Origin of the sequence: Streptomyces sp. NPDC088812 (assembly GCF_044750285.1) — a bacterium.
In the GTDB taxonomy this organism is placed as follows: domain Bacteria; phylum Actinomycetota; class Actinomycetes; order Streptomycetales; family Streptomycetaceae; genus Streptomyces.
In genome coordinates, this window is record NZ_JBIVJP010000018.1 from 21853 (window position 1) to 39988 (window position 18136).

Genomic DNA, 18136 nt, shown 5'->3' on the forward strand with positions numbered 1-18136 from the left:
CGTCGTACGTCAGTGACCTGAAGCGTACGAGAGGAAGGCGGCCCATTCGTGTGCCCCGAACGCGAGTCGGGGGCCCTGCTGGTTCTTCGAGTCGCGTATGTGGACGGTGCCGGGGACGAAGGCGACTTCGACGCATTCGGGGCCGTCGTTGCTGCTGTAGCTGCTCTTGAACCACTCCAATGGAGCTTCGGATGGGGTGGGCGTCATGTTTCCTCTCCCAGGACTTTCTCGATGAAGGCCAGTGACTCGCTGGGCGTGAGAGCCTGCGCCCGGATCATTCCATAGCGCATCTCCAGGATCTGGACCTCCCTGGTGTCGCTGATCAGGTGGCTGTGCAGCTGGGCCTCCGAATGCCCCACCGTCTTGCCCTCACTGAGCTTCAGCAGTTGCAGCGAACCGGCCATGCCTGCGTGGTCCTCACGGTCCGTGGGCATCACCTGGATCTCAACATGCCTCAGTGCGCTGATCTCCAGAAGGTGTTCGAGCTGCTGGCGCAACACCATTTTGCCCCCGAGGGGCCGTCGCAGTGTCACCTCTTCCTGGACGAAGCTGAGGAGCGGCGAGGGCAGGCGCTCGAAGACGGACTTCCGTGCCATCCGTGCGGCGACGTGACGGTTGATCTCGTCCTCCGTGTACGTCGGCCGCCGCATCGCGTACAGGGCTTCCGCGTACTCCGGGGTCTGCAACAGACCGTGGATGTGGTGGCTGGCATAGGCACCCAAGTCAACTGCCTGCGCCTCCAACTTCGCCAAGTCCCGCACCTTCTTCGGGTACCGGGCCTCCTCCACGTCCTTCCGCAGACCGGCGATCAGTCCGCCCGCCCCGAGCACCTCGTCGGCCGCCTCCAGGAACTGCGGCTTCGGCGCCCGCCGTCCCCGTTCCACCGAGGACACCTGCTCCTCGCTGTACCGGATGGCCGTGCCCAACTCGGCCTGCGTCAGCCCCTTCCGCTCCCGGCACATCTTGATGACCTTGCCGACGGTCCGCAGTACCGCCGTCGACTCCTCGTCGCCGGCCTGCGGCTCCTCGGCGTCTCCCTGTCCCGTCGCGCCCATCCTCGGACACCTCCTCGTGCCGTTGGTCCCCAACTCCGCGCCGGCCCGGCGCGTCACGCGTCGCCGTCCGGACAGAGCCGGACAGCGATCGGACAGTGACGCTGCGTACCGTCGTCGTTGCTGTTCAGAGTAAGGTCGCGCGAGCACGCTGAGTGACATGAATGTGGAGATCGCCCAGACCACCCCCACCACCCGTCACTTCACCGCTCACCTCCCCGCCACCCCCGGAGGCGCCCGCCGCGCGCGCCGTCTGGCCGCCGGGCAACTCGACGCCTGGGGCTGGCCCCACGCCACGGACGCGAACGGCACGGTCGCGCTCCTCGTCGCCGAACTCGCGACGAACGCCGTACGGCACGGCAGGGAGAACGGCCGCGACTTCAGGCTGCGCCTGACGCTCCACCCGGAGGACGCCACCCTCCGTATCGAGGTCACGGACGCCCGCCCCGCCCACCGGCCGCCCACCCCCGGAACGCTCCGGCCACCCGCGCCCGACGCGGAATCCGGCCGGGGCCTCCACCTCGTCGAGGCCCTGTCGAGCCACTGGGGAGCGACGTGGGGGGACGGGTACACCAAGACGGTGTGGTGCGAGGTCGTGCTCGGGTGAGTGTCGGTGCCGTCTGTGACCCTGCGGGCATGACGAGGACAGCTGCCGGTACCGGCTGAGAACGCCTACTGCCGGTACCCGCCCAGGAAGCGGCCGATCCGGCCGATCGCCGCCTCCAGGTCCTCCGCGTGCGGCAGGGTGAGGATGCGGAAGTGGTCGGGGGCGGGCCAGTTGAAGCCGGTGCCCTGGACGACCTGGATCTTCTCGCGCAGGAGCAGGTCGAGGACGAACCTCTCGTCGTCGTGGATCCGGTGCACCTTCGGGTCCAGGCGGGGGAACGCGTACAGGGCGCCCTTGGGCTTCACGCAGGACACGCCCGGGATCTCGTTGAGCCTCTCGAAGACGACGTCCCGCTGTTCGCGCAGCCGGCCGCCCGGCGCGGTCAGCTCGTCGATGGACTGGCGGCCGCCGAGGGCGGCCTGGATGGCGTACTGGGCGGGGGCGTTGGGGCACAGGCGCATGGAGGCCAGCATGGTGAGGCCCTCCAGGTAGTCCCTGGCGTGCTGCTTGGGGCCCGTGACGACCAGCCAGCCCGAGCGGAAGCCCGCCACCCGGTACGTCTTCGACAGGCCGCAGAAGGTCAGGACCACCAGGTCGGGGGCGAGCGCGGCGGCCGAGTGGTGCACGGCGTCGTCGTAGAGGATCTGGTCGTAGATCTCGTCGGCGAGGACCATCAGGCCGTGCCGGCGGGCGAGGTCGAGGATGCCCTCGACGATCTCCTTCGGGTAGACGGCGCCCGTGGGGTTGTTCGGGTTGATGATCACGACGGCCTTGGTGCGGTCGGTGATCTTCGAGGCCATGTCGTCCAGATCCGGGTACCAGTCGGCCTGTTCGTCGCAGAGGTAGTGGACCGCCTTGCCGCCGGCGAGCGTGGTCACCGCCGTCCAGAGGGGGAAATCGGGGGCGGGGATCAGGATCTCGTCGCCGTCCTCCACCAGTGCCTGGACGGCCATGGAGACCAGTTCCGAGACGCCGTTGCCGAGGAAGACGTCGTCGACGTCGACCTCCAGGCCGCGGGTCTGGTAGCGCTGGGCGACCGCCCGGCGGGCGGAGAGGATGCCGCGGGAGTCGGTGTAGCCGTGCGCCTGCGGAAGCATCCGGATCATGTCCTGGATGATCTCCTCCGGCGCCTCGAAGCCGAAGAGCGCGGGGTTGCCGGTGTTCAGGCGGAGCACGCTGTGGCCCGCCTCCTCCAGCGCGTTGGCGTGCTCGATCACCGGGCCGCGGATCTCGTAACAGACCTCGCTGAGCTTGTTCGACTGCCGGAACTCCATGCGCCCCTCCGGTATCTGGTGTTGCTTGGTTTTACCAAGTTCCAGCTTGGAAAGTCCAATGACATGTCTAGACTGCGTCGCATGTCACCTCGCCGAAGCTACGACCAGTACTGTTCCGCCGCCCGCGCGCTCGACGTCGTCGGCGACCGCTGGACCCTGCTGATCGTCCGGGAGCTGCTCGCCGGCCCGCGCCGCTACACGGACCTGCACGCCGACCTGCCGGGCGTGAGCACGGACGTACTCGCCTCACGGCTGAAGGACATGGAGCGCGACGGGCTCGCCGGCCGGCGCCGGCTGCCGCCGCCCGGTGCGGCCTACGTGTACGAACTCACCGGGCGTGGGCGCGAGTTGCTGCCCGTGCTCCAGGCGCTCGGGGTGTGGGGGCAGGCGGAGCTGGGGGAGCGGCGGCCCACCGACGCCGTCCGCGCCCACTGGTTCGCGCTGCCCCTGCTGCGCGCGCTGGAGGGGGCAGGGGCGGGGGTCGTCGACGTCCGGTTGGAGGAGGGGGACTTCCATCTTCGCGTCGGCGCCGAGGAGGGGTCCGTGTACGGCGACGGGCCCGCGCCCGGGGAGCCCGACGCCCGGCTCACCCTGGACGGGGAGACCTGCACGGCGCTGGCGCGGGGCGAGGTGCGGCTGCTCGACGCGGTGCGCGACGGGCGGATCGCCGTGGACGGCGACGGCACCCTGGCGAAGGCGCTGCGGGAGGGGTAGGCGAGCGGGGCTCGATGGTGTGTGACCGGTGGTGCGGGCCGGACGGGCGGAAGGCCCACCGCGGGTGTCGCGGTGGGCCTTCCGGAGGGGCGTCAGGTGCTTCGAAGAGGGTGTCAGGCGCCTGGCGGCACCCTGGCCGGGCGGCCCGACCCGCGGGTGAGCGCGTAGCCGCCGATGCCGGCGAGCGCCGCCAGCACGCCGCCCACCGCTGTCCACACCCAGCGGTCCGACCACCAGCCGGACGACCAGCCGTCGTCCGGTTCGAGGCTCGACAGCACGGCGGAGTCGGAGTCGTCGTCCTCCTGCGCCGCCGAGGTCACCGCGATGCCCGGCACCAGCGGCTCGGCCAGCCGGCCGTCCACCGCCGCCGACCCGCCGATGTCCTTGGAGTCCACCCGCAGTTCGGCGCTCACCGGCAGCCCCAGGTCGGCCGCCTTCAGGCCGACGGCCGTGAGACGGACGTAGTACGTGCCCGGCAGCGGGTCGTTCGCCCACTCCTCCGACCAGGCGCGGACCGTGCGCAATACGCAGGCCACCTCGACGGACGACGCGCCCTGGGCGGCGGTGCGCGTCTGGGCGCCGTACTGGCAGGCCTGGCGGCGCCGCAGACCGTCGTACACGTCGATCTGCCAGGTCTGGGCGACGTGCTCGTCCGGCAGTTTCACCGTCGCCCGCACGGTGGGGCGCTGTCCCGCGTCCGCGGGGAACGACCAGTACAGGTAGTCGCCGGTGGAGGCGCTCGCGGTGGCGGTCTGCCCCTGCTCGACCTCCGTCGCCGTACGGAACGACGTACCGGCCGAGGTCGGCGCGGAGGTGTCGTCGGACGGGCTCGCCGAGGGGGTGGAGTCGGCGGCGGCCGGAACCGCGGCCGGCCCCAGCCCCAGCCCCAGCGCCAGCAGTGCGGTGCTCAGCACCCGTGTCATCCGCACCCGCGTCATCCGCACCCGTGTCATCCGCACCCGTGTGATCCGCATCAGTTGGTCCTCCACACCGCGACACGCCAGCGCGACAGCCAGCCCCACAGCAGACCGGCGACGAAGCCGGTCAGGATCAGTGCGCCGAGCAGCCACCAGCCGCGGCCCAGGCCGAAGGAGGCCACGTCGTCTGCCTGCGACGGGCCGTCGACGACGTCCACGGTCAGCTCCAGCGGCAGGCCGGGGGTGGTCTTCACGCCCGCTCCGGCCGAGAACGAGTTGGTCACCTGGAGGCACACCGTCTCGGCCGGCGCGTCGTCCTCGTCGCTCTCCGCCGTCGGATGGCGCAGGCCGGTCGAGATCACGTCCGTACGGCCGTTGCCCGCCGCCTCGCCGCGCACGATCTCCCGGCCGTGCGTCGTGACGGCCCGCAGCAGCACCCCGTAGTCGGGGTTCACGGTCCGGTCCGCCGACACGCTCACCGAGGCGCGCACCTCCTGGCCCGGCTCGACCTCCACCCGGTACCAGCGCTCCTGGCCGAACTCCTCGCGGTCGGTGTACAGACCCGACTCCAGCGTCGGCGCCTTCGCGCAGGAGTCCGCGCCCTGCGTGGCGACCGGGGTCACCACGGGGTCGGCCGCCCGGTCCACCAACTGGTTGACCTTGTCGGTGAGTTCGTCGGTGTGCTCGACCGAGGTGTAGGTGCCGCCGGTCGCCTCGGCGATGCAGCTGAGCTGCTGCCGCATCTTGGTGTTGGGCACCAGGCCCAGGGTGTCGATGGTCAGGCCGATGCCCTTGGCCGCGATCTCGCGGGCCACCTCGCACGGGTCGAGCGGCGCGCAGGTGTCCTCGCCGTCACTGATCAGCACGATGCGCTTGGAGCCGGTGCCGCCGTCGAGGTCGTCGGCCGCCTTCAGCAGCGCGGGGCCGATCGGCGTCCAGCCGGTGGGGGACAGGGTCGCCACCGCCGTCTTGGCCTCGGTACGGTCCAGCGGGCCGACCGGGTAGAGCTGCGCGGTGTCCTTGCAGCCCGTCTTCTGGTCGTCGCCGGGGTAGTTGGCGCCCAGCGTGCGGATGCCGAGCTGGACCTCCTCGGGGGTCGCGTCCAGCACCTCGTTGAACGCCTGCTTGGCCGCGGCCATCCGCGTCCCGCCGTCGATGTCCTTGGTCCGCATCGAACCACTGACGTCGAGAACCAGGTCTACCTTCGGCGCGCCCGCTGTGGTCTCGTCGGCGACCGCCCCGGCCGGGAACGCGATCCCGGCCGCGAGCGCGGCGAGCAGGGCGCCCACGCCCGCCGCCAGCCGTTGTGTTCTGATCATCGGCGGATCCTATTGATCAGAGGTGTCCGCCCACAAAACGGGGACCGCCCCGCGTCAACCCTGACCATGAACCAGCGGGTTGGGCAGCAGCGTCCACCGGTCGCCGGCCACCCCCGGCGACAGCCGCATCAGCGTGAGCGCCTTCACCGGCAGCGGCTCCCCGCACAGCGCGCCGAGGTCCGGTGTGGACGGCACCTCCCGCACCGCCGTCTCCAGCATCGCCCGCAGCGCGTCCCGGCCGCCGGCCGTGCCCGCCAGCGCGCCCGCCACCAGCGAGCCGAACAGCTTGCGCCGCAGCGCCGCCACGTCGTCCGTGAGGATCCGTTCCGGCAGGTCCCGCGCCGGCAGCCCGTGGCGGGCCAGCCGGGCCGGGCTGACGCGGATGTCGGCGAGATCCCGGTAGACCAGCCGCAGCGGCTCACCCGACGCCGACAGTACGACCAGCAGGTTCTGCCCGTGCGCCTCCAGTGCCACGCCCATCTCCAGCAGCCGCAGCCCCACGGTGAGCGCGAGCGCGGCGAACCGCGCCGACCAGTCGGGCGACGCCGCCAGGCGTGTGGTGGTGAGGGCGGCGACCGGCACGACGTGCTCGCCCGGCCCCGCGTACGCGGCCGGCGGCTCGCGCAGTACGGCCGCGAGGTCGGGGGAGTGGGCGGTGACCGCGCCCAGCGTGCGGGTGACGTGCAGCAGCCCGTCGGTGCGCTCCGCGAGTTCCTCGCCGAACTCCGACAGGGCCGCGGAGGCGGTGATCGAGCCGATGGAGATGTCCCGTACCGAGGACGTCAGCCGGGTGCTCAACGCGGTCTTCACATGCGGCCCGTCCGGCAGCGCGAGCGTCCGCAGCGACATCAGCGGATGCGCCGCGAGTCCCTCCGGCGACGACCGCTTGAGCACGTGCTGCGCCTGCCACGGGTGCACCGGGATCACCAGCCGCCCACCGTCCCGCAGCGAGGACGGCCACACCCCCGACACCAGGCACTCACCGGCCGGCACCGGCAGCAGCCCCAGCCGTACCGAGGACGGCCGGTGCTCCGGCGCGTACGCCAGCTGCTCGGCCACCGAGAAGCCCGGCCGGGCCCGGCAGTTGGGGTGGTACGGATGCCCGTCGACGACCCGCTGCTCCCACTCCCAGTCGTGCAGGGCCGATCCGGCGGTGTGCGCGGTCCAGTCGGCGGTGTGCGCGGTCCAGTCGGTGGTGTGCGAGGTCCGGGCCGTGGTGCCCGCGGTCGACCCGGTCCTGTCCGCGGTCGATCGGGGGGTGTCCGCGGTCGCCCCGGCGGTCTCCGCGGTCGACCCGGTGGTGTGGGAGGTCCACTCCATCGAGTGAGGGGCCGACGCCCCCTGTGCCGCCCGTGACAGTGCCAACGACGCCGCGCTGTAACCGAGTTCGGCCGCGAAGCCACTGCCGTGCGGCACCGCGAGGTCGCCCATCAGGCGCGCCGGATCGTCGTGAGCGACCCCCCGTCCGTGCCCCGCGCCGGCCAGGTGAACGACCGTCACGTACGCGGCCGTCGTGTACGGGTCGGGGTGCGGGCCGTGCAGCCGGCGGCCGTCGGCCAGGTGCAGGACGAGGCCCTCCCGGACCTGTTCGCGGCGGGCGATCCAGGGCAGTGGCTCATGCGCGAGCGCCCGCCACAGGCGGGTCAGCACGGCCGCGCGGGCGCCCGGCAGCGCGGCCGCGAACCGCGGTCCGAGCGCGGGGCGCACGGCGGCGAGCTCGGCGCCCAACTCGGCGTCCGCGGTGGGGGGATGGTGCACAGGGGTCTCCTCGGGTACGAGTAGGACGTCGGGGCGGGCCGCGACGACAGCGATACTGAACGTCTCCGCCCGCATGAACCGTAGGGAACGAGTACAACGCGTGGACCTCATCCCCCCGCCCGTCGAGACCGTGGCGCCGGCCGACCGCACCGCGCCCCGGGGCCCGGAAGCCCTCGCCGACGCCCACGCGGCCGCGCCGCTGCTGAACTGCCTGCTGCGCGAGGTGGCCGAGCCGCTGTCGGAGCGTGACGGACGGTTCGCGCACCGGCTGCCCTCCGGCCGTACGCTGCGCGTCCTCGGCACCCGCCGCCCCGCCGAACCCGAGGTGTACGCGGCCGGCGCCTGGCACCGCCTCGACCACACTGCCCTCGTCGCCCTGGTCGCCGAGGAACTGCGCCGGCACACCGGACTCGCCAACGACGAGCTCCCCGCCGAGATGCTCGCCAGCCGGGACGCGGTGGCCGCCCTGCTCACGGCACGCGCGCGGGCCGTCCCGCCCGCCGACCCCTACCTGCGGTCCGAACAGTCCCTCGTCACCGGCCACCCCCACCACCCCGCACCCAAGGCGCGCGGCGCCGGCCCGGCCGCCGACTGGCTGCCGTACGCCCCCGAGGCGCACGCCCGCTTCCCGCTCGCCCTCCTCGGTCTGCGTGAGGACCAGGTCGTCGAGGAGGGGGACACCTCCGCGCTCGACGCCCTCGGCGAGGCCCCGCCCGGCTACCGGCTGCTGCCCGCCCACCCTTGGCAGCTCGACCTCACCGCCCCCGCCCTCGCGCCCGCCTTCGCCGACGGCCGTCTGGTCCGGCTCGGTGCCACCGGGCCCCAGGCGTGGCCGACGGCCGCCGTGCGCACGCTGTACGCACCCGGACAGGACCTGTTCCTGAAGTTCAGCCTCGACGTGCGCATCACCAACGACATCCGCCGGCTGTGGCGCCACGACCTGCTGAAGCTGCGGCGGACCGACGCGGCCGTCACGGCGGCCTTCGCGGCCCTCGGCGGCCCGGCGGCCTGGCTGAGCGACCGCGGCTACCGCACCGCCGCGTTCGCCTTCGAGGAACTGGCCGTCCTGGTCCGCGACGGCCTGCGCGACCACGTCCTGCCCGGCGCGACCCCCCTGCTCGCGGCGAGCCTCGTGGAGGGGCCGAGCGCCGGCCGCCCCGGCGGCTCACCCGACGGCCTGCCGGTCGTCGGGGCGGACCCGTCGGCCTGGTGGGAGGCGTATCTCGCCGCGGTCGTCCCCCCGGCGCTGGCCGCCTTCGCCGGCCACGGCGTCGTCCTCGAGGCCCACCTCCAGAACACCCTGGTCGCGGTGGACGCCGCCGGCCTGCCGGTGCAGGCCCTGTTCCGGGACGCCGAGGGCGTCAAGCTGCCGGCGGACGTGCCCCGCGCCGCGGGCTGGGAGCGGCTCGTGTACTGCCTGGTCGTCAACCACCTCACCGAGATCGCGGCCGTCCTCGCCGAACGGCACCCGGGCCTCGACCCCTGGCCCGCCGCCCGCCGCGAACTGGCCCGGCACGACCTTCCCGAGGTCCACGCCCTGCTCACGGCACCCACCCTGCCCGGCAAGACGAACCTCCTGCTGCGCTGGACGGACGCGGACGGCGCCGACGCCCGCTACCTGCCCCTGCCGAACCCCCTGGCCGGCGCATGAGCCGAACCACTCCCCTCGGCATCGGAACGAGGAGCGTCACCCGTCACCCGTCACCCGCCACTCGCCACCCGCCACCTGTCGGCCGTGGCCCGCGCTGCCCGCCGTCTGCCCGGCCGACGCCCGCCGTCGTCCCCCGTCCGTACCGGACGTCCGCGCACCGGGCCGGCGCGTGAACGGCCTCGCGCCGGGCGATGTCGCCGACCGGACAGGTGGCGGGGTCCCTGCCCGCACCGAGGACCCGCACGTGATGTCAGCGCACCGTGGGCCGGTCGCCCCGGGGCGCCACGCGCGCGTGCTGCCCGCGGCCGCAGCGGACCAGCCGCTCCCGCAGCCCGAGCCGGTCGGCTTCGGCGAGGAAGTCATCGAGCGGCGAGCGGAAGACGGAGTAGTCGTCGTAGTGGACCGGCAGCGCACGGTGGCAGTCGAGGCGGCGAGTGAGTTCGGCGCCCTGAGCGCCGTTCATGGTGACGACGAAGCCGCCAGGAAGCCGGGTGCCTCCCAGGTGGAGCACGGCCAGGTCGGCGCGGGGCGAACGCCGGGCGATCTCGTCCAGCCCGTCGTACACAAGCGTGTCGCCCGAGAGGTACAAGCGCAGGCCGACCGGCCCGTCGGGACGACCGAACTCCAGCATGCTGCCCATCACCGGCGGCAGCAGCCTGCGCAGCACAGGATGCAGTGAGTGCATCCCGGGCAGCGCCGTGATCCGGACCTGTGAGCGGCCGTTGCGCATCGTGCAGCTCTCCCAGGTCCGCAGGCCGCCGGCACGGTCGAAACCCTGACAGGTGCGCAGGTGGCGGGCGGCGTGCCGGGTGGTGACGATCGGCACCGAACGGTCCAGGCCGCGCCTGGCCCTGCGGTCCCAGTGATCACCGTGCAGGTGGGAGAGGACCACGGCGTCCAGCGCCGGAAGTTCCGTCTCGCGAAGGGCCGGCTCGGTCAGGCGCCTGCTCGTCAGCCCGTATCCCAGGTGGGCGCGCTCGCCGCGGTGCAGGAAATTGGGGTCGGTGAGCAAGGTCAGTTCGCCGTACCGCAGCAGCACGGTCGCGGTGCCGATGAAGTACAGGTCGAGCACATCGTCGTCGAAGGCAGCCATGGTGGTCCTTGCCCTACGGGGTGCAAGCGTTCAGGACGACGGGCCGGCGCGACGCATCGCGGTCGGCACGCGGCCCGGCGCCGGCCCGTTCGTCCACCGCAACCGGCCCCCGCGTCAGCGAGTCATCCGAGCGGAGCGGCTCCGACCGCTCGTGTCACCGCTCCTGTCGGTCCGGCTCGCCGCGGCACTGGCCGCCAGGGCCAGCAGCAGTGCGATGATGCCGACGATGACGTTGTTGACGATGGTGCGCGTGGTGTCGACGTTCCCGGCCACCACCCACGGCGCGACGATGGTCCAGACACCGAGAAGGGCCGCTGTCCAGGCGCGTGCGTGTGTCCGCTCATAGGCGTGGCCGAAGCCACTCAGCAGCAGTGCGTAGGCGATGCCCGTGATCAGGTTGTTCACGGCCAGGGTGCTGAAACCGCTGAAGCCCGCGATCCAGGGAGACGCGGCCAGGTACAGGCCGCAGAGCATGGCCAGTGCCTCGAGGGCCTGTCCCTGCTGGGTCGTCGCCATCTGTTCGGCGAGGGCGTGGCGCTGCCGCATTTCCACGATGTCCGGGTGCGACTCCATGGTGGAGCGGGTCTGGTCGGTCATGACGACCTCCTGCTTCAGATGCACACTCTGTACATACCGGAGGACCGAGTACCCATCGAACGGTGGCGAATCGGTACATTTCGGATGGATGTGCTGACGGTGCCGCCGGCTGTGCCGACGGGGGAGTCCGTGGGGCGCCGGTGTGATGGCTCGGACACTCGTCCCCGGCGGTCACGCCCGCTTACTATGCTCACTTCAGGTTATCGAGCCTTGGGGCCTTGGAATATGCTGAGAGAGGTCACCGCGACCCGCTATGTCGAGCCCCTGCGCTCCGGCGGTTCCGTGCCCGCCCTGGTCGAGGCCGACGACCTCGGCACGTACGTCGTGAAGTTCACCGGTTCCGCGCAGGGCCGCAAGGCGCTGGTCGCCGAGGTGATCGTGGGCGGGCTGGCGCGGGCGCTGGGGCTGCGCTTCCCCGAGCTGGTGCTGGTGCGCTTCGACCCGGCGATCGCCGAGGAGGAGCCGCACCAGGAGGTGCGCCAGCTGCACCGGGCGAGCGCGGGCGTCAACCTCGGCATGGACCACCTGCCGGGTGCCCGGGACTTCACCCCGGAGGTCGCCCGGCACTTCCGGGTGGACCCGCTGGAGGCGGGCCGGATCGTCTGGCTGGACGCCCTCACGGTGAACGTCGACCGCACCGTCCACAGCTCCAACCTGATGGTCTGGCCGACACTGGGCACCGTTCCGCCGCGCCTGTGGCTGATCGACCACGGTGCCGCGCTCGTCTTCCACCACCGCTGGGACGGCGCCGACCCCGCCAAGGCCTACGACTTCCGCCACCACGCCCTCGGCCACTACGCCCCCGACGTGCGGGCGGCCGACGCCGAGCTGGCGCCGAAGGTGACCCGGGACCTGCTGCGGGACATCGCGGCCGAGGTCCCGGACGCCTGGCTGACCGTCGAGGAGGGCTTCACGACGCCGGACGACGTCCGCGCGGTGTACGTGGACCACCTCCACGCGCGCGTGCGGGCCTCCGCGGCCTGGCTCCCCACCGACTTCCCCGCCCGGGAGGAACTCGCCGCCGAGGAGGCCCTCCGGGCGGCACGGACCCAGCAGGGCCGCCCGGACTGGCTGAAGCGGGTCCCGGACCTGCACGGCAAGCCGGCGGCGGAACAGGATTGGTCGGTGCACCTGGGATGACGGACGTGATGACGGACGTGATGACGGACGGGATGCAGGACGGGATGACGGACGCACAGCGGGTCGAGATCGAGTACTGCACGCAGTGCCGCTGGCTGCCCCGGGCCGCCTGGCTGGCGCAGGAGCTGCTGACGACCTTCGAGGCCGAGCTGACGGAGCTGGCGCTCCGGCCGGGCACGGGCGGGGTCTTCGTGGTGCGGGTGAACGACGAGGTGGTGTGGGACCGCCGCGAGCAGGGCTTCCCGGAGCCGACGGCCGTCAAGCGGGCCGTACGCGACCGAGTGGCCCCGGGGAAGTCCCTGGGCCACTCGGACACGCCGGCTCTTTGAGGTTCAGCCCTTGAGCTGCTCGTACGCCGGCAGCGTGAGGAAGTCGGCGTAGTCCTCGTCGAGCGCGACCTCGAGCAGCAGGTCGTGGGCCTGCTGCCAGTGGCCGGCGGCGAACGCCTCCTCGCCGAGCTCGGCGCGGATGCCCCGCAGTTCCTCGGCGGCGACCGTGCGCGCCAGTTCCGGCGTGGCCTTCTCGCCGTTCTCGAACTCGACGCCCGCGTTGATCCACTGCCAGATCTGCGAGCGGGAGATCTCGGCGGTGGCCGCGTCCTCCATGAGGTTGAAGATGGCGACCGCGCCGAGGCCGCGCAGCCACGCCTCGATGTACCGGATGCCGACCTGCACGGCGTTGACGAGGCCGGCGTACGTCGGCCTCGCGTCCAGCGAGTCGATCGCGATCAGGTCAGCCGCCGCGACCTCGACGTCCTCGCGCAGCCGGTCCTTCTGGTTCGGCCGGTCGCCGAGGACCTTGTCGAAGGACTCCATGGCGATCGGGACGAGGTCGGGGTGGGCGACCCAGGAGCCGTCGAAGCCGTCGTTCGCCTCGCGGTCCTTGTCGGCGCGGACCTTCTCGAAGGCCACCTTGTTGACCTCCGGGTCGCGGCGGGAGGGGATGAAGGCCGCCATGCCGCCGATGGCGTGCGCGCCGCGCTTGTGGCAGGTGCGGACGAGGAGTTCGGTGTACGCCCGCATGAACGGGGCGGTCATCGTGACCGCGTTGCGGTCGGGCAGCACGAACCGGGCGCCGCCGTCACGGAAGTTCTTCACGATGGAGAACAGGTAGTCCCAGCGGCCGGCGTTCAGCCCGGAGGCGTGGTCGCGGAGTTCGTAGAGGATCTCCTCCATCTCGTACGCGGCCGTGATCGTCTCGATCAGGACGGTCGCGCGGACGGTGCCGTGGGGGATGCCGACGTACTCCTGGGCGAAGACGAAGACGTCGTTCCAGAGGCGGGCCTCCAGGTGCGACTCGGTCTTCGGGAGGTAGAAATAGGGCCCCTTGCCGAGGTCGAGCAGGCGCCGGGCGTTGTGGAAGAAGTAGAGGCCGAAGTCGACGAGGGCGCCGGGGACCCGGGTGCCGTCGGTGTCGGCCAGGTGCCGCTCGTCCAGGTGCCAGCCGCGCGGACGCATGACGACGGTCGCCAGCTCCTCGTCCGGACGCAGGGCGTACGACTTCCCCGAGGCCGGGTCCGTGAAGTCGATGTTCCGGGTGTACGCGTCGCTCAGGTTGAGCTGGCCCAGGACGACGTTCTCCCAGGTCGGGGCGGAGGCGTCCTCGAAGTCCGCGAGCCAGATCCGGGCGCCGGAGTTCAGGGCGTTGATGGTCATCTTGCGGTCGGTGGGCCCGGTGATCTCGACCCGGCGGTCGTCGAGGGCCGCGGGGGAGGGGGCCACCTTCCAGGAGTCGTCCGCGCGGACGGCGGCGGTCTCCGGGAGGAAGTCGAGGGCGGAGGTGCGGGCGATCTCGGCGCGGCGCTCCGCACGGCGGGCGAGGAGTTCGTCACGGCGCGGTGTGAACCGGCGGTGCAGCTCGGCCACGAAGGCGAGGGCCGCGTCGGTGAGGACCTCCTCCTGCCGGGGCAGGGGCTCGGCGTCGACGATGGCCAGCGGGGACGGCGCTGGTGCGGACATGAGCTGTCACTTCCTTCAGCGAGCGGGGCACCGGGTGCCAGGAGACCCGGGTGGGGCGGAGGGCACCCGTGGGCGGCGCGGAGCCGTCGCGCGCGGTCAGGAGCCGCCGGAGGTCGTCGAGGGCCGCCGGGAACCGCCGAGCGCTGCCGGGTGCCGGCGAGTGCTTCTGGTCAGTGGATACTAGTTTCCTCATTGTGGAAGTTCAATGGTTTGTTGATGTCGAGATTCTCCGGGGCGAGGCAGGGCGGCGCAGCGTGCCACCCCCTTCACTCCAGGTGCGCCAGGTCCTCGGGGGTGTCGATGTCATAGGGGCTCGCCACGTCCCCGCACTCGGCCAGCCGAACCGAGTCGTCGTGCGCCTTCAGATAGGCGCGTGCCCCCCGGTCGCCGGTCGCACTCGACGCGATGCCCGCCCAGTGCGCGGCGCCGAACAGGACGGGATGCCCGCGCACCCCGCCGTAGGCCGCCGCCACCAGCGACGACTCGTCCTCGTACGCGGCGAGCACCCGGGCCACCGCCTCCGCCCCGATGCCCGGCTGGTCGACCAGCGAGACCAGCGCGGCCCGTGCCCCCGTCCCGGCCAGCGAACCGAGCCCGGCCCGCAGCGATGACCCCATGCCCAGCTCCCACCGCGGATTGTCCACCAGCACGCATCCGTCCACCAGCACGCATCCGTCCAGCCGCGCCCGCTCCCGTACGGTGTCGGCGGCGGCCCCCAGGACCACGTGGACGCGTGCGCAGCCGGCCGTGCGCAGCACCTCCACCGCGTGCTCCACGAGGGGCCGCCCCCGGTGCGTCAACAATGCCTTGGGGCGCCCGCCGAGCCGGCGCCCGCCGCCCGCCGCGAGGAGCAGCCCGGCGACCTCGTCCTCCGTGTGCGTCATACGTTCTGCATACCTGACGCGGCGACGGCCACGCGGTCTCCCAGGGCTGAATTTCGGTCCGCGCGGTGGCGCGCCGCGCGGCGGTGGCGTTTACTGACCCGCGCGTCCCGCGGTGGCCGACCGGTGCCCGCGGGCGGGGCGGGGACACGAGCGCTTGTGCACGAGGGTGTGCCAGGGGGGAGAGCTGTGTTGCGGAGCATGGGGCAGAGGGCAGTGACCGGCAGCGACGAGGATCCGAGGGTGGCGGAACTGCGGACCGCGGTGTCCCGGCTGCGCCGCGGACTCGCCGCGCTCCCGGCCGAGTTCCCGGACCGGGGCGTCGCCGAGGACGAGCTGGCCGCCCTCGCTGCGATGGCGGCCCACGGAACCCCGGAGATTCTCCGGCTGCGCCGCTCCCTGCTGTTGATCGCGGGCGCGATCGGGTCGGTGAGCGCGCTGTCGCGCGGCCTGTCGGACGTGCGCGACGCCGTGGAGCTGTTCGGGCGGTCACCGCGGGGGTGAGGCGGCGCGGCTCGGACGGGTGCCGACGCCCCGGCTGGGGAGGGGGTGAAGCCCCGGGCTCGGACGGGCCGGTGTCCCGGCTCGGGCGGGGGCCGAAGCCCCAGGGGGCGGACGGGGTGGTGTCCCGGCTCGGGCGGGGGCTGGTGTCCCGGCTCGGACGGGCCGGTGCCCAGGCTCGGGCGGGGGGCCGGTGTCCCGGCCGGGTGACGGCTAGGCGGCCGGGCCGGAGCTCGTCAGGGCCTCCGACAGTTCCACCGCCACCTGCTGGAGGACCGGCACGATCGTCTCCGTGGCGGCCTCGGTGACGCGGCCGGCCGGGCCGGAGATGGAGATGGCCGCCGCGGTGGGGGAGTCGGGGACCGGGACCGCGAGACAGCGGACGCCGATCTCCTGTTCGTTGTCGTCGACCGCGTAGCCCTGGGCGCGCACGTCCCGGAGGGCGGCCAGGAAGCCGTCCGCGGTGGTGATGGTCTTCTCGGTCGCGGCAGGCATGCCGGTGCGGTGCAGCAGGGCGCGCACCTCGTCGTCCGGGAAGCCGGAGAGCAGGGCCTTGCCGACGCCCGTGGAGTGCGGCAGGACCCGGCGGCCGACCTCCGTGAACATCCGCATCGAGTGCTTGGACGGCACCTGCGCCACGTACACGATCTCGTCGCCGTCCAGCAGCGCCATGTTCGCCGTCTCGCCGGTCACCTCGACCAGACGGGCCAGGTAGGGGCGGGCCCAGGTGCCCAGCAGGCGGGAGGCGGACTCGCCGAGGCGGATCAGACGGGGGCCCAGCGCGTACCGGCGGTTGGCCTGCTGACGGACGTATCCGCAGGCCACCAGGGTGCGCATCAGCCGGTGGATGGTGGGCAGGGGCAGTCCGCTGCTCGCGGACAGCTCGCTCAGCCCCACCTCGCCGCCCGCGTCCGCCATCCGCTCGAGCAGGTCGAAGGCGCGCTCTAGGGACTGGACCCCTCCGCCGGCGGACCTGGCGGAGTCGGTGGTGCTGGCGCTGGACGTCGGCACGGCGCGTTCCTTTCGAAACTGGCGGGAAGAGCTGAAGCCTACCCGGCGGTCGGTCGACTCCCCGCTGGTACGGCACTACGTTCTGCCTGTCGGAATCATAATTTCGCTTTATGGAATCGTCCAGACCGGTGGCGCGCGAGGTGCCGCAAGGGGGCGCACTCTTGACGGCGGCGCGACCGGGAGTGAAGACTCCTTCAACAGAACGTTGAATTCCGTTACGCGGAAGTCACGCGGGAGTTACTCCCGCTTGCGGAAGCAGAACGGCGGCAGAGAGGGGTCCGGGTGTCCGACGCTGAACTGGTGCTGCGCTCGACGCGCGTCATCACTGAGGAAGGGACGCGCGCCGCCTCGGTCGCGGTCCTCGCCGGCACCATCACGGCCGTCCTGCCGTACGACGCCGAGGTGCCGTCGGGCGCCCGGCTGGAGGACCTCGGCGACGACGTCCTGCTGCCCGGCCTGGTCGACACCCACGTCCACGTCAACGACCCCGGCCGCACCGAGTGGGAGGGGTTCTGGACCGCCACCCGCGCGGCGGCGGCCGGCGGCATCACCACGCTCGTGGACATGCCGCTCAACTCCCTCCCGCCGACCACCACCGTCGGCCACCTGCACACCAAGCGGCGGGTGGCCGCCGACAAGGCGCACATCGACGTCGGCTTCTGGGGCGGCGCCCTGCCCGACAACGTCGAGGACCTCCGCCCGCTGCACGACGCCGGCGTCTTCGGCTTCAAGGCCTTCCTGTCGCCGTCGGGCGTGGACGAGTTCCCGCACCTGGACCAGGACGGGCTGGCCCGGTCCCTCGCCGAGATCGCCGGCTTCGGCGGCCTGCTGATCGTGCACGCCGAGGACCCCCACCACCTCGACGCGGCCCCCCAGCGGCCCGGACCCCGGTACGCCGACTTCCTCGCCAGCCGCCCCCGCGACGCCGAGGACACCGCCGTCGCGCACCTCATCGACCAGGCGAAACGCCTCCACGCGCGCGTGCACGTCCTGCACCTGTCGTCGAGCGACGCACTGCCGCTCATCGCGCGGGCCAAGCAGGACGGCGTCCGCATCACGGTCGAGACCTGCCCGCACTACCTCACCCTCACCGCCGAGGAAGTCCCCGACGGCGCCAGCGAGTTCAAGTGCTGCCCGCCCATCCGTGAGGCCGCCAACCAGGACCTGCTCTGGCAGGCGCTGGCGGACGGCACCGTCGACTGCGTGGTCACCGACCACTCCCCGTCGACCGCCGACCTCAAGACGGACGACTTCGCCACGGCCTGGGGCGGCATCTCCGGCCTCCAGCTCAGCCTGCCGGCCGTCTGGACCGAGGCCCGCCGGCGCGGCCACGGCCTGGAGGACGTCGTCCGGTGGATGTCCACCCGCACGGCCGCCCTCGTGGGCCTCGGCCGCAAGGGCGCGATCGAGGCCGGCCGCGACGCCGACTTCGCGGTCCTCGCCCCCGACGAGACGTTCACCGTCGACCCGGCGGCCCTACAGCACCGCAACCGCGTCACCGCGTACGCCGGCCGGACCCTGTACGGCGTCGTGAAGTCCACCTGGCTGCGCGGCGAACGCGTCGTCGCCGACGGCGAGTTCACCGCGCCCCGGGGACGACTGCTCACCCGCGACCACTGACCACCGCCCCGCACCCCGCGGCGGCCGACTCCGAAAGGCACAT

The 18136-nt window shown here is 72.7% G+C and carries 18 protein-coding genes; 7 read left to right on the top strand and 11 right to left on the bottom strand.

What is annotated here, in order from left to right:
- Window positions 1-9 precede the first annotated feature (9 nt).
- Together ACIP67_RS28415 and ACIP67_RS28420 are read right to left on the bottom strand one after the other, a co-directional pair.
- Window positions 10-207: a DUF397 domain-containing protein gene (locus ACIP67_RS28415; protein ID WP_401695699.1), complete on the bottom strand. Its 198-nt coding sequence runs from the start codon at window positions 205-207 to the stop codon at window positions 10-12.
- Entirely contained in the window at window positions 204-1055 is an 852-nt protein-coding gene (locus ACIP67_RS28420) for a helix-turn-helix transcriptional regulator (protein ID WP_401695700.1), read from the bottom strand. Before ACIP67_RS28420 ends, ACIP67_RS28415 begins: the two co-directional genes overlap by 4 nt.
- Before the next feature lie 157 nt (window positions 1056-1212).
- On the opposite strand from ACIP67_RS28420, the gene ACIP67_RS28425 reads away from it, so the two are divergent.
- Complete coding sequence (locus ACIP67_RS28425; RefSeq protein WP_401695701.1) at window positions 1213-1659, top strand: ATP-binding protein; 447 nt, start codon at window positions 1213-1215, stop codon at window positions 1657-1659.
- A gap of 65 nt (window positions 1660-1724) precedes the next feature.
- Here ACIP67_RS28425 and ACIP67_RS28430 read toward each other — a convergent pair whose 3' ends face one another.
- Entirely contained in the window at window positions 1725-2933 is a 1209-nt protein-coding gene (locus ACIP67_RS28430) for a pyridoxal phosphate-dependent aminotransferase (RefSeq protein ID WP_401695702.1), read from the bottom strand.
- Window positions 2934-3014: 81 nt separating this feature from the next.
- Between ACIP67_RS28430 and ACIP67_RS28435 the strand changes: the two genes are divergently transcribed.
- A complete protein-coding gene (locus ACIP67_RS28435) occupies window positions 3015-3647 on the top strand; it encodes a winged helix-turn-helix transcriptional regulator (protein ID WP_401695703.1) in 633 nt (210 codons plus the stop codon).
- 113 nt (window positions 3648-3760) lie between these two features.
- On the opposite strand, the gene ACIP67_RS28440 is transcribed toward ACIP67_RS28435, so the two are convergent.
- From ACIP67_RS28440 to ACIP67_RS28450, 3 genes are read right to left on the bottom strand one after another with little or no spacing between them, the layout of a single operon-like run.
- On the bottom strand, window positions 3761-4621 hold the full coding sequence (locus ACIP67_RS28440; protein WP_401695704.1) for a hypothetical protein: 861 nt from the start codon (window positions 4619-4621) through the stop codon (window positions 3761-3763).
- The gene (locus tag ACIP67_RS28445) at window positions 4621-5883 is read right to left on the bottom strand and encodes a VWA domain-containing protein (RefSeq protein ID WP_401695705.1); all 1263 of its coding nucleotides are present in this window, start codon (window positions 5881-5883) and stop codon (window positions 4621-4623) included. Before ACIP67_RS28445 ends, ACIP67_RS28440 begins: the two co-directional genes overlap by 1 nt.
- 54 nt (window positions 5884-5937) lie before the next feature.
- Complete coding sequence (locus ACIP67_RS28450; RefSeq protein WP_401695706.1) at window positions 5938-7641, bottom strand: IucA/IucC family protein; 1704 nt, start codon at window positions 7639-7641, stop codon at window positions 5938-5940.
- A 73-nt stretch (window positions 7642-7714) separates the two neighbouring features.
- On the opposite strand from ACIP67_RS28450, the gene ACIP67_RS28455 reads away from it, so the two are divergent.
- A complete protein-coding gene (locus ACIP67_RS28455) occupies window positions 7715-9292 on the top strand; it encodes an IucA/IucC family protein (protein WP_401695707.1) in 1578 nt (525 codons plus the stop codon).
- A 250-nt stretch (window positions 9293-9542) separates the two neighbouring features.
- On the opposite strand, the gene ACIP67_RS28460 is transcribed toward ACIP67_RS28455, so the two are convergent.
- A complete protein-coding gene (locus tag ACIP67_RS28460; RefSeq protein WP_401695708.1) occupies window positions 9543-10385 on the bottom strand; it encodes an MBL fold metallo-hydrolase in 843 nt (280 codons plus the stop codon).
- Between the two features lie 114 nt (window positions 10386-10499).
- Complete coding sequence (locus ACIP67_RS28465; protein WP_401695709.1) at window positions 10500-10982, bottom strand: SPW repeat protein; 483 nt, start codon at window positions 10980-10982, stop codon at window positions 10500-10502.
- Window positions 10983-11207: 225 nt separating this feature from the next.
- Between ACIP67_RS28465 and ACIP67_RS28470 the strand changes: the two genes are divergently transcribed.
- Both ACIP67_RS28470 and ACIP67_RS28475 read left to right on the top strand, forming a co-directional pair.
- On the top strand, window positions 11208-12122 hold the full coding sequence (locus ACIP67_RS28470) for a HipA family kinase (protein WP_401695710.1): 915 nt from the start codon (window positions 11208-11210) through the stop codon (window positions 12120-12122).
- A 44-nt stretch (window positions 12123-12166) separates the two neighbouring features.
- The gene (locus tag ACIP67_RS28475; protein ID WP_401695864.1) at window positions 12167-12451 is read left to right on the top strand and encodes a SelT/SelW/SelH family protein; all 285 of its coding nucleotides are present in this window, start codon (window positions 12167-12169) and stop codon (window positions 12449-12451) included.
- 3 nt (window positions 12452-12454) lie between these two features.
- Here ACIP67_RS28475 and aceB read toward each other — a convergent pair whose 3' ends face one another.
- Window positions 12455-14080: a malate synthase A gene (gene aceB, locus ACIP67_RS28480; protein WP_401695712.1), complete on the bottom strand. Its 1626-nt coding sequence runs from the start codon at window positions 14078-14080 to the stop codon at window positions 12455-12457.
- 266 nt (window positions 14081-14346) lie between these two features.
- Window positions 14347-14964, bottom strand: a complete 618-nt coding sequence (locus ACIP67_RS28485) for an NTP transferase domain-containing protein (protein WP_401695713.1) — start codon at window positions 14962-14964, stop codon at window positions 14347-14349.
- Window positions 14965-15162: 198 nt separating this feature from the next.
- On the opposite strand from ACIP67_RS28485, the gene ACIP67_RS28490 reads away from it, so the two are divergent.
- Window positions 15163-15465, top strand: coding sequence for a DUF5955 family protein (locus ACIP67_RS28490; RefSeq protein WP_401695714.1), 303 nt, complete (start codon window positions 15163-15165; stop codon window positions 15463-15465).
- A gap of 210 nt (window positions 15466-15675) precedes the next feature.
- Here the strand turns inward: ACIP67_RS28490 and ACIP67_RS28495 are convergent, their stop codons facing one another.
- Window positions 15676-16473, bottom strand: a complete 798-nt coding sequence (locus ACIP67_RS28495; protein ID WP_401695715.1) for an IclR family transcriptional regulator — start codon at window positions 16471-16473, stop codon at window positions 15676-15678.
- 282 nt (window positions 16474-16755) lie between these two features.
- Here ACIP67_RS28495 and allB point away from each other — a divergent pair, with 282 nt between their 5' ends.
- Window positions 16756-18093: an allantoinase AllB gene (allB, locus tag ACIP67_RS28500; protein WP_401695716.1), complete on the top strand. Its 1338-nt coding sequence runs from the start codon at window positions 16756-16758 to the stop codon at window positions 18091-18093.
- Window positions 18094-18136 lie beyond the last annotated feature (43 nt).

Excerpts from the sequence above, each read along its gene's own strand:
- ACIP67_RS28460 (WP_401695708.1), bottom strand. The coding sequence starts at position 10,385 with ATGGCTGCCTTCGACGACGATGTGCTCGACCTGTACTTCATCGGCACC.
- ACIP67_RS28465 (WP_401695709.1), bottom strand. The coding sequence starts at position 10,982 with ATGACCGACCAGACCCGCTCCACCATGGAGTCGCACCCGGACATCGTG.
- ACIP67_RS28475 (WP_401695864.1), top strand. The coding sequence starts at position 12,167 with ATGACGGACGCACAGCGGGTCGAGATCGAGTACTGCACGCAGTGCCGC.
- ACIP67_RS28440 (WP_401695704.1), bottom strand. The coding sequence starts at position 4,621 with ATGCGGATCACACGGGTGCGGATGACACGGGTGCGGATGACGCGGGTG.
- ACIP67_RS28445 (WP_401695705.1), bottom strand. The coding sequence starts at position 5,883 with ATGATCAGAACACAACGGCTGGCGGCGGGCGTGGGCGCCCTGCTCGCC.
- ACIP67_RS28435 (WP_401695703.1), top strand. The coding sequence starts at position 3,015 with ATGTCACCTCGCCGAAGCTACGACCAGTACTGTTCCGCCGCCCGCGCG.
- ACIP67_RS28420 (WP_401695700.1), bottom strand. The coding sequence starts at position 1,055 with ATGGGCGCGACGGGACAGGGAGACGCCGAGGAGCCGCAGGCCGGCGAC.
- ACIP67_RS28415 (WP_401695699.1), bottom strand. The coding sequence starts at position 207 with ATGACGCCCACCCCATCCGAAGCTCCATTGGAGTGGTTCAAGAGCAGC.
- ACIP67_RS28455 (WP_401695707.1), top strand. The coding sequence starts at position 7,715 with ATGAACCGTAGGGAACGAGTACAACGCGTGGACCTCATCCCCCCGCCC.
- ACIP67_RS28490 (WP_401695714.1), top strand. The coding sequence starts at position 15,163 with ATGGGGCAGAGGGCAGTGACCGGCAGCGACGAGGATCCGAGGGTGGCG.
- ACIP67_RS28470 (WP_401695710.1), top strand. The coding sequence starts at position 11,208 with ATGCTGAGAGAGGTCACCGCGACCCGCTATGTCGAGCCCCTGCGCTCC.
- ACIP67_RS28425 (WP_401695701.1), top strand. The coding sequence starts at position 1,213 with ATGAATGTGGAGATCGCCCAGACCACCCCCACCACCCGTCACTTCACC.
- aceB (WP_401695712.1), bottom strand. The coding sequence starts at position 14,080 with ATGTCCGCACCAGCGCCGTCCCCGCTGGCCATCGTCGACGCCGAGCCC.
- ACIP67_RS28485 (WP_401695713.1), bottom strand. The coding sequence starts at position 14,964 with ATGACGCACACGGAGGACGAGGTCGCCGGGCTGCTCCTCGCGGCGGGC.
- ACIP67_RS28430 (WP_401695702.1), bottom strand. The coding sequence starts at position 2,933 with ATGGAGTTCCGGCAGTCGAACAAGCTCAGCGAGGTCTGTTACGAGATC.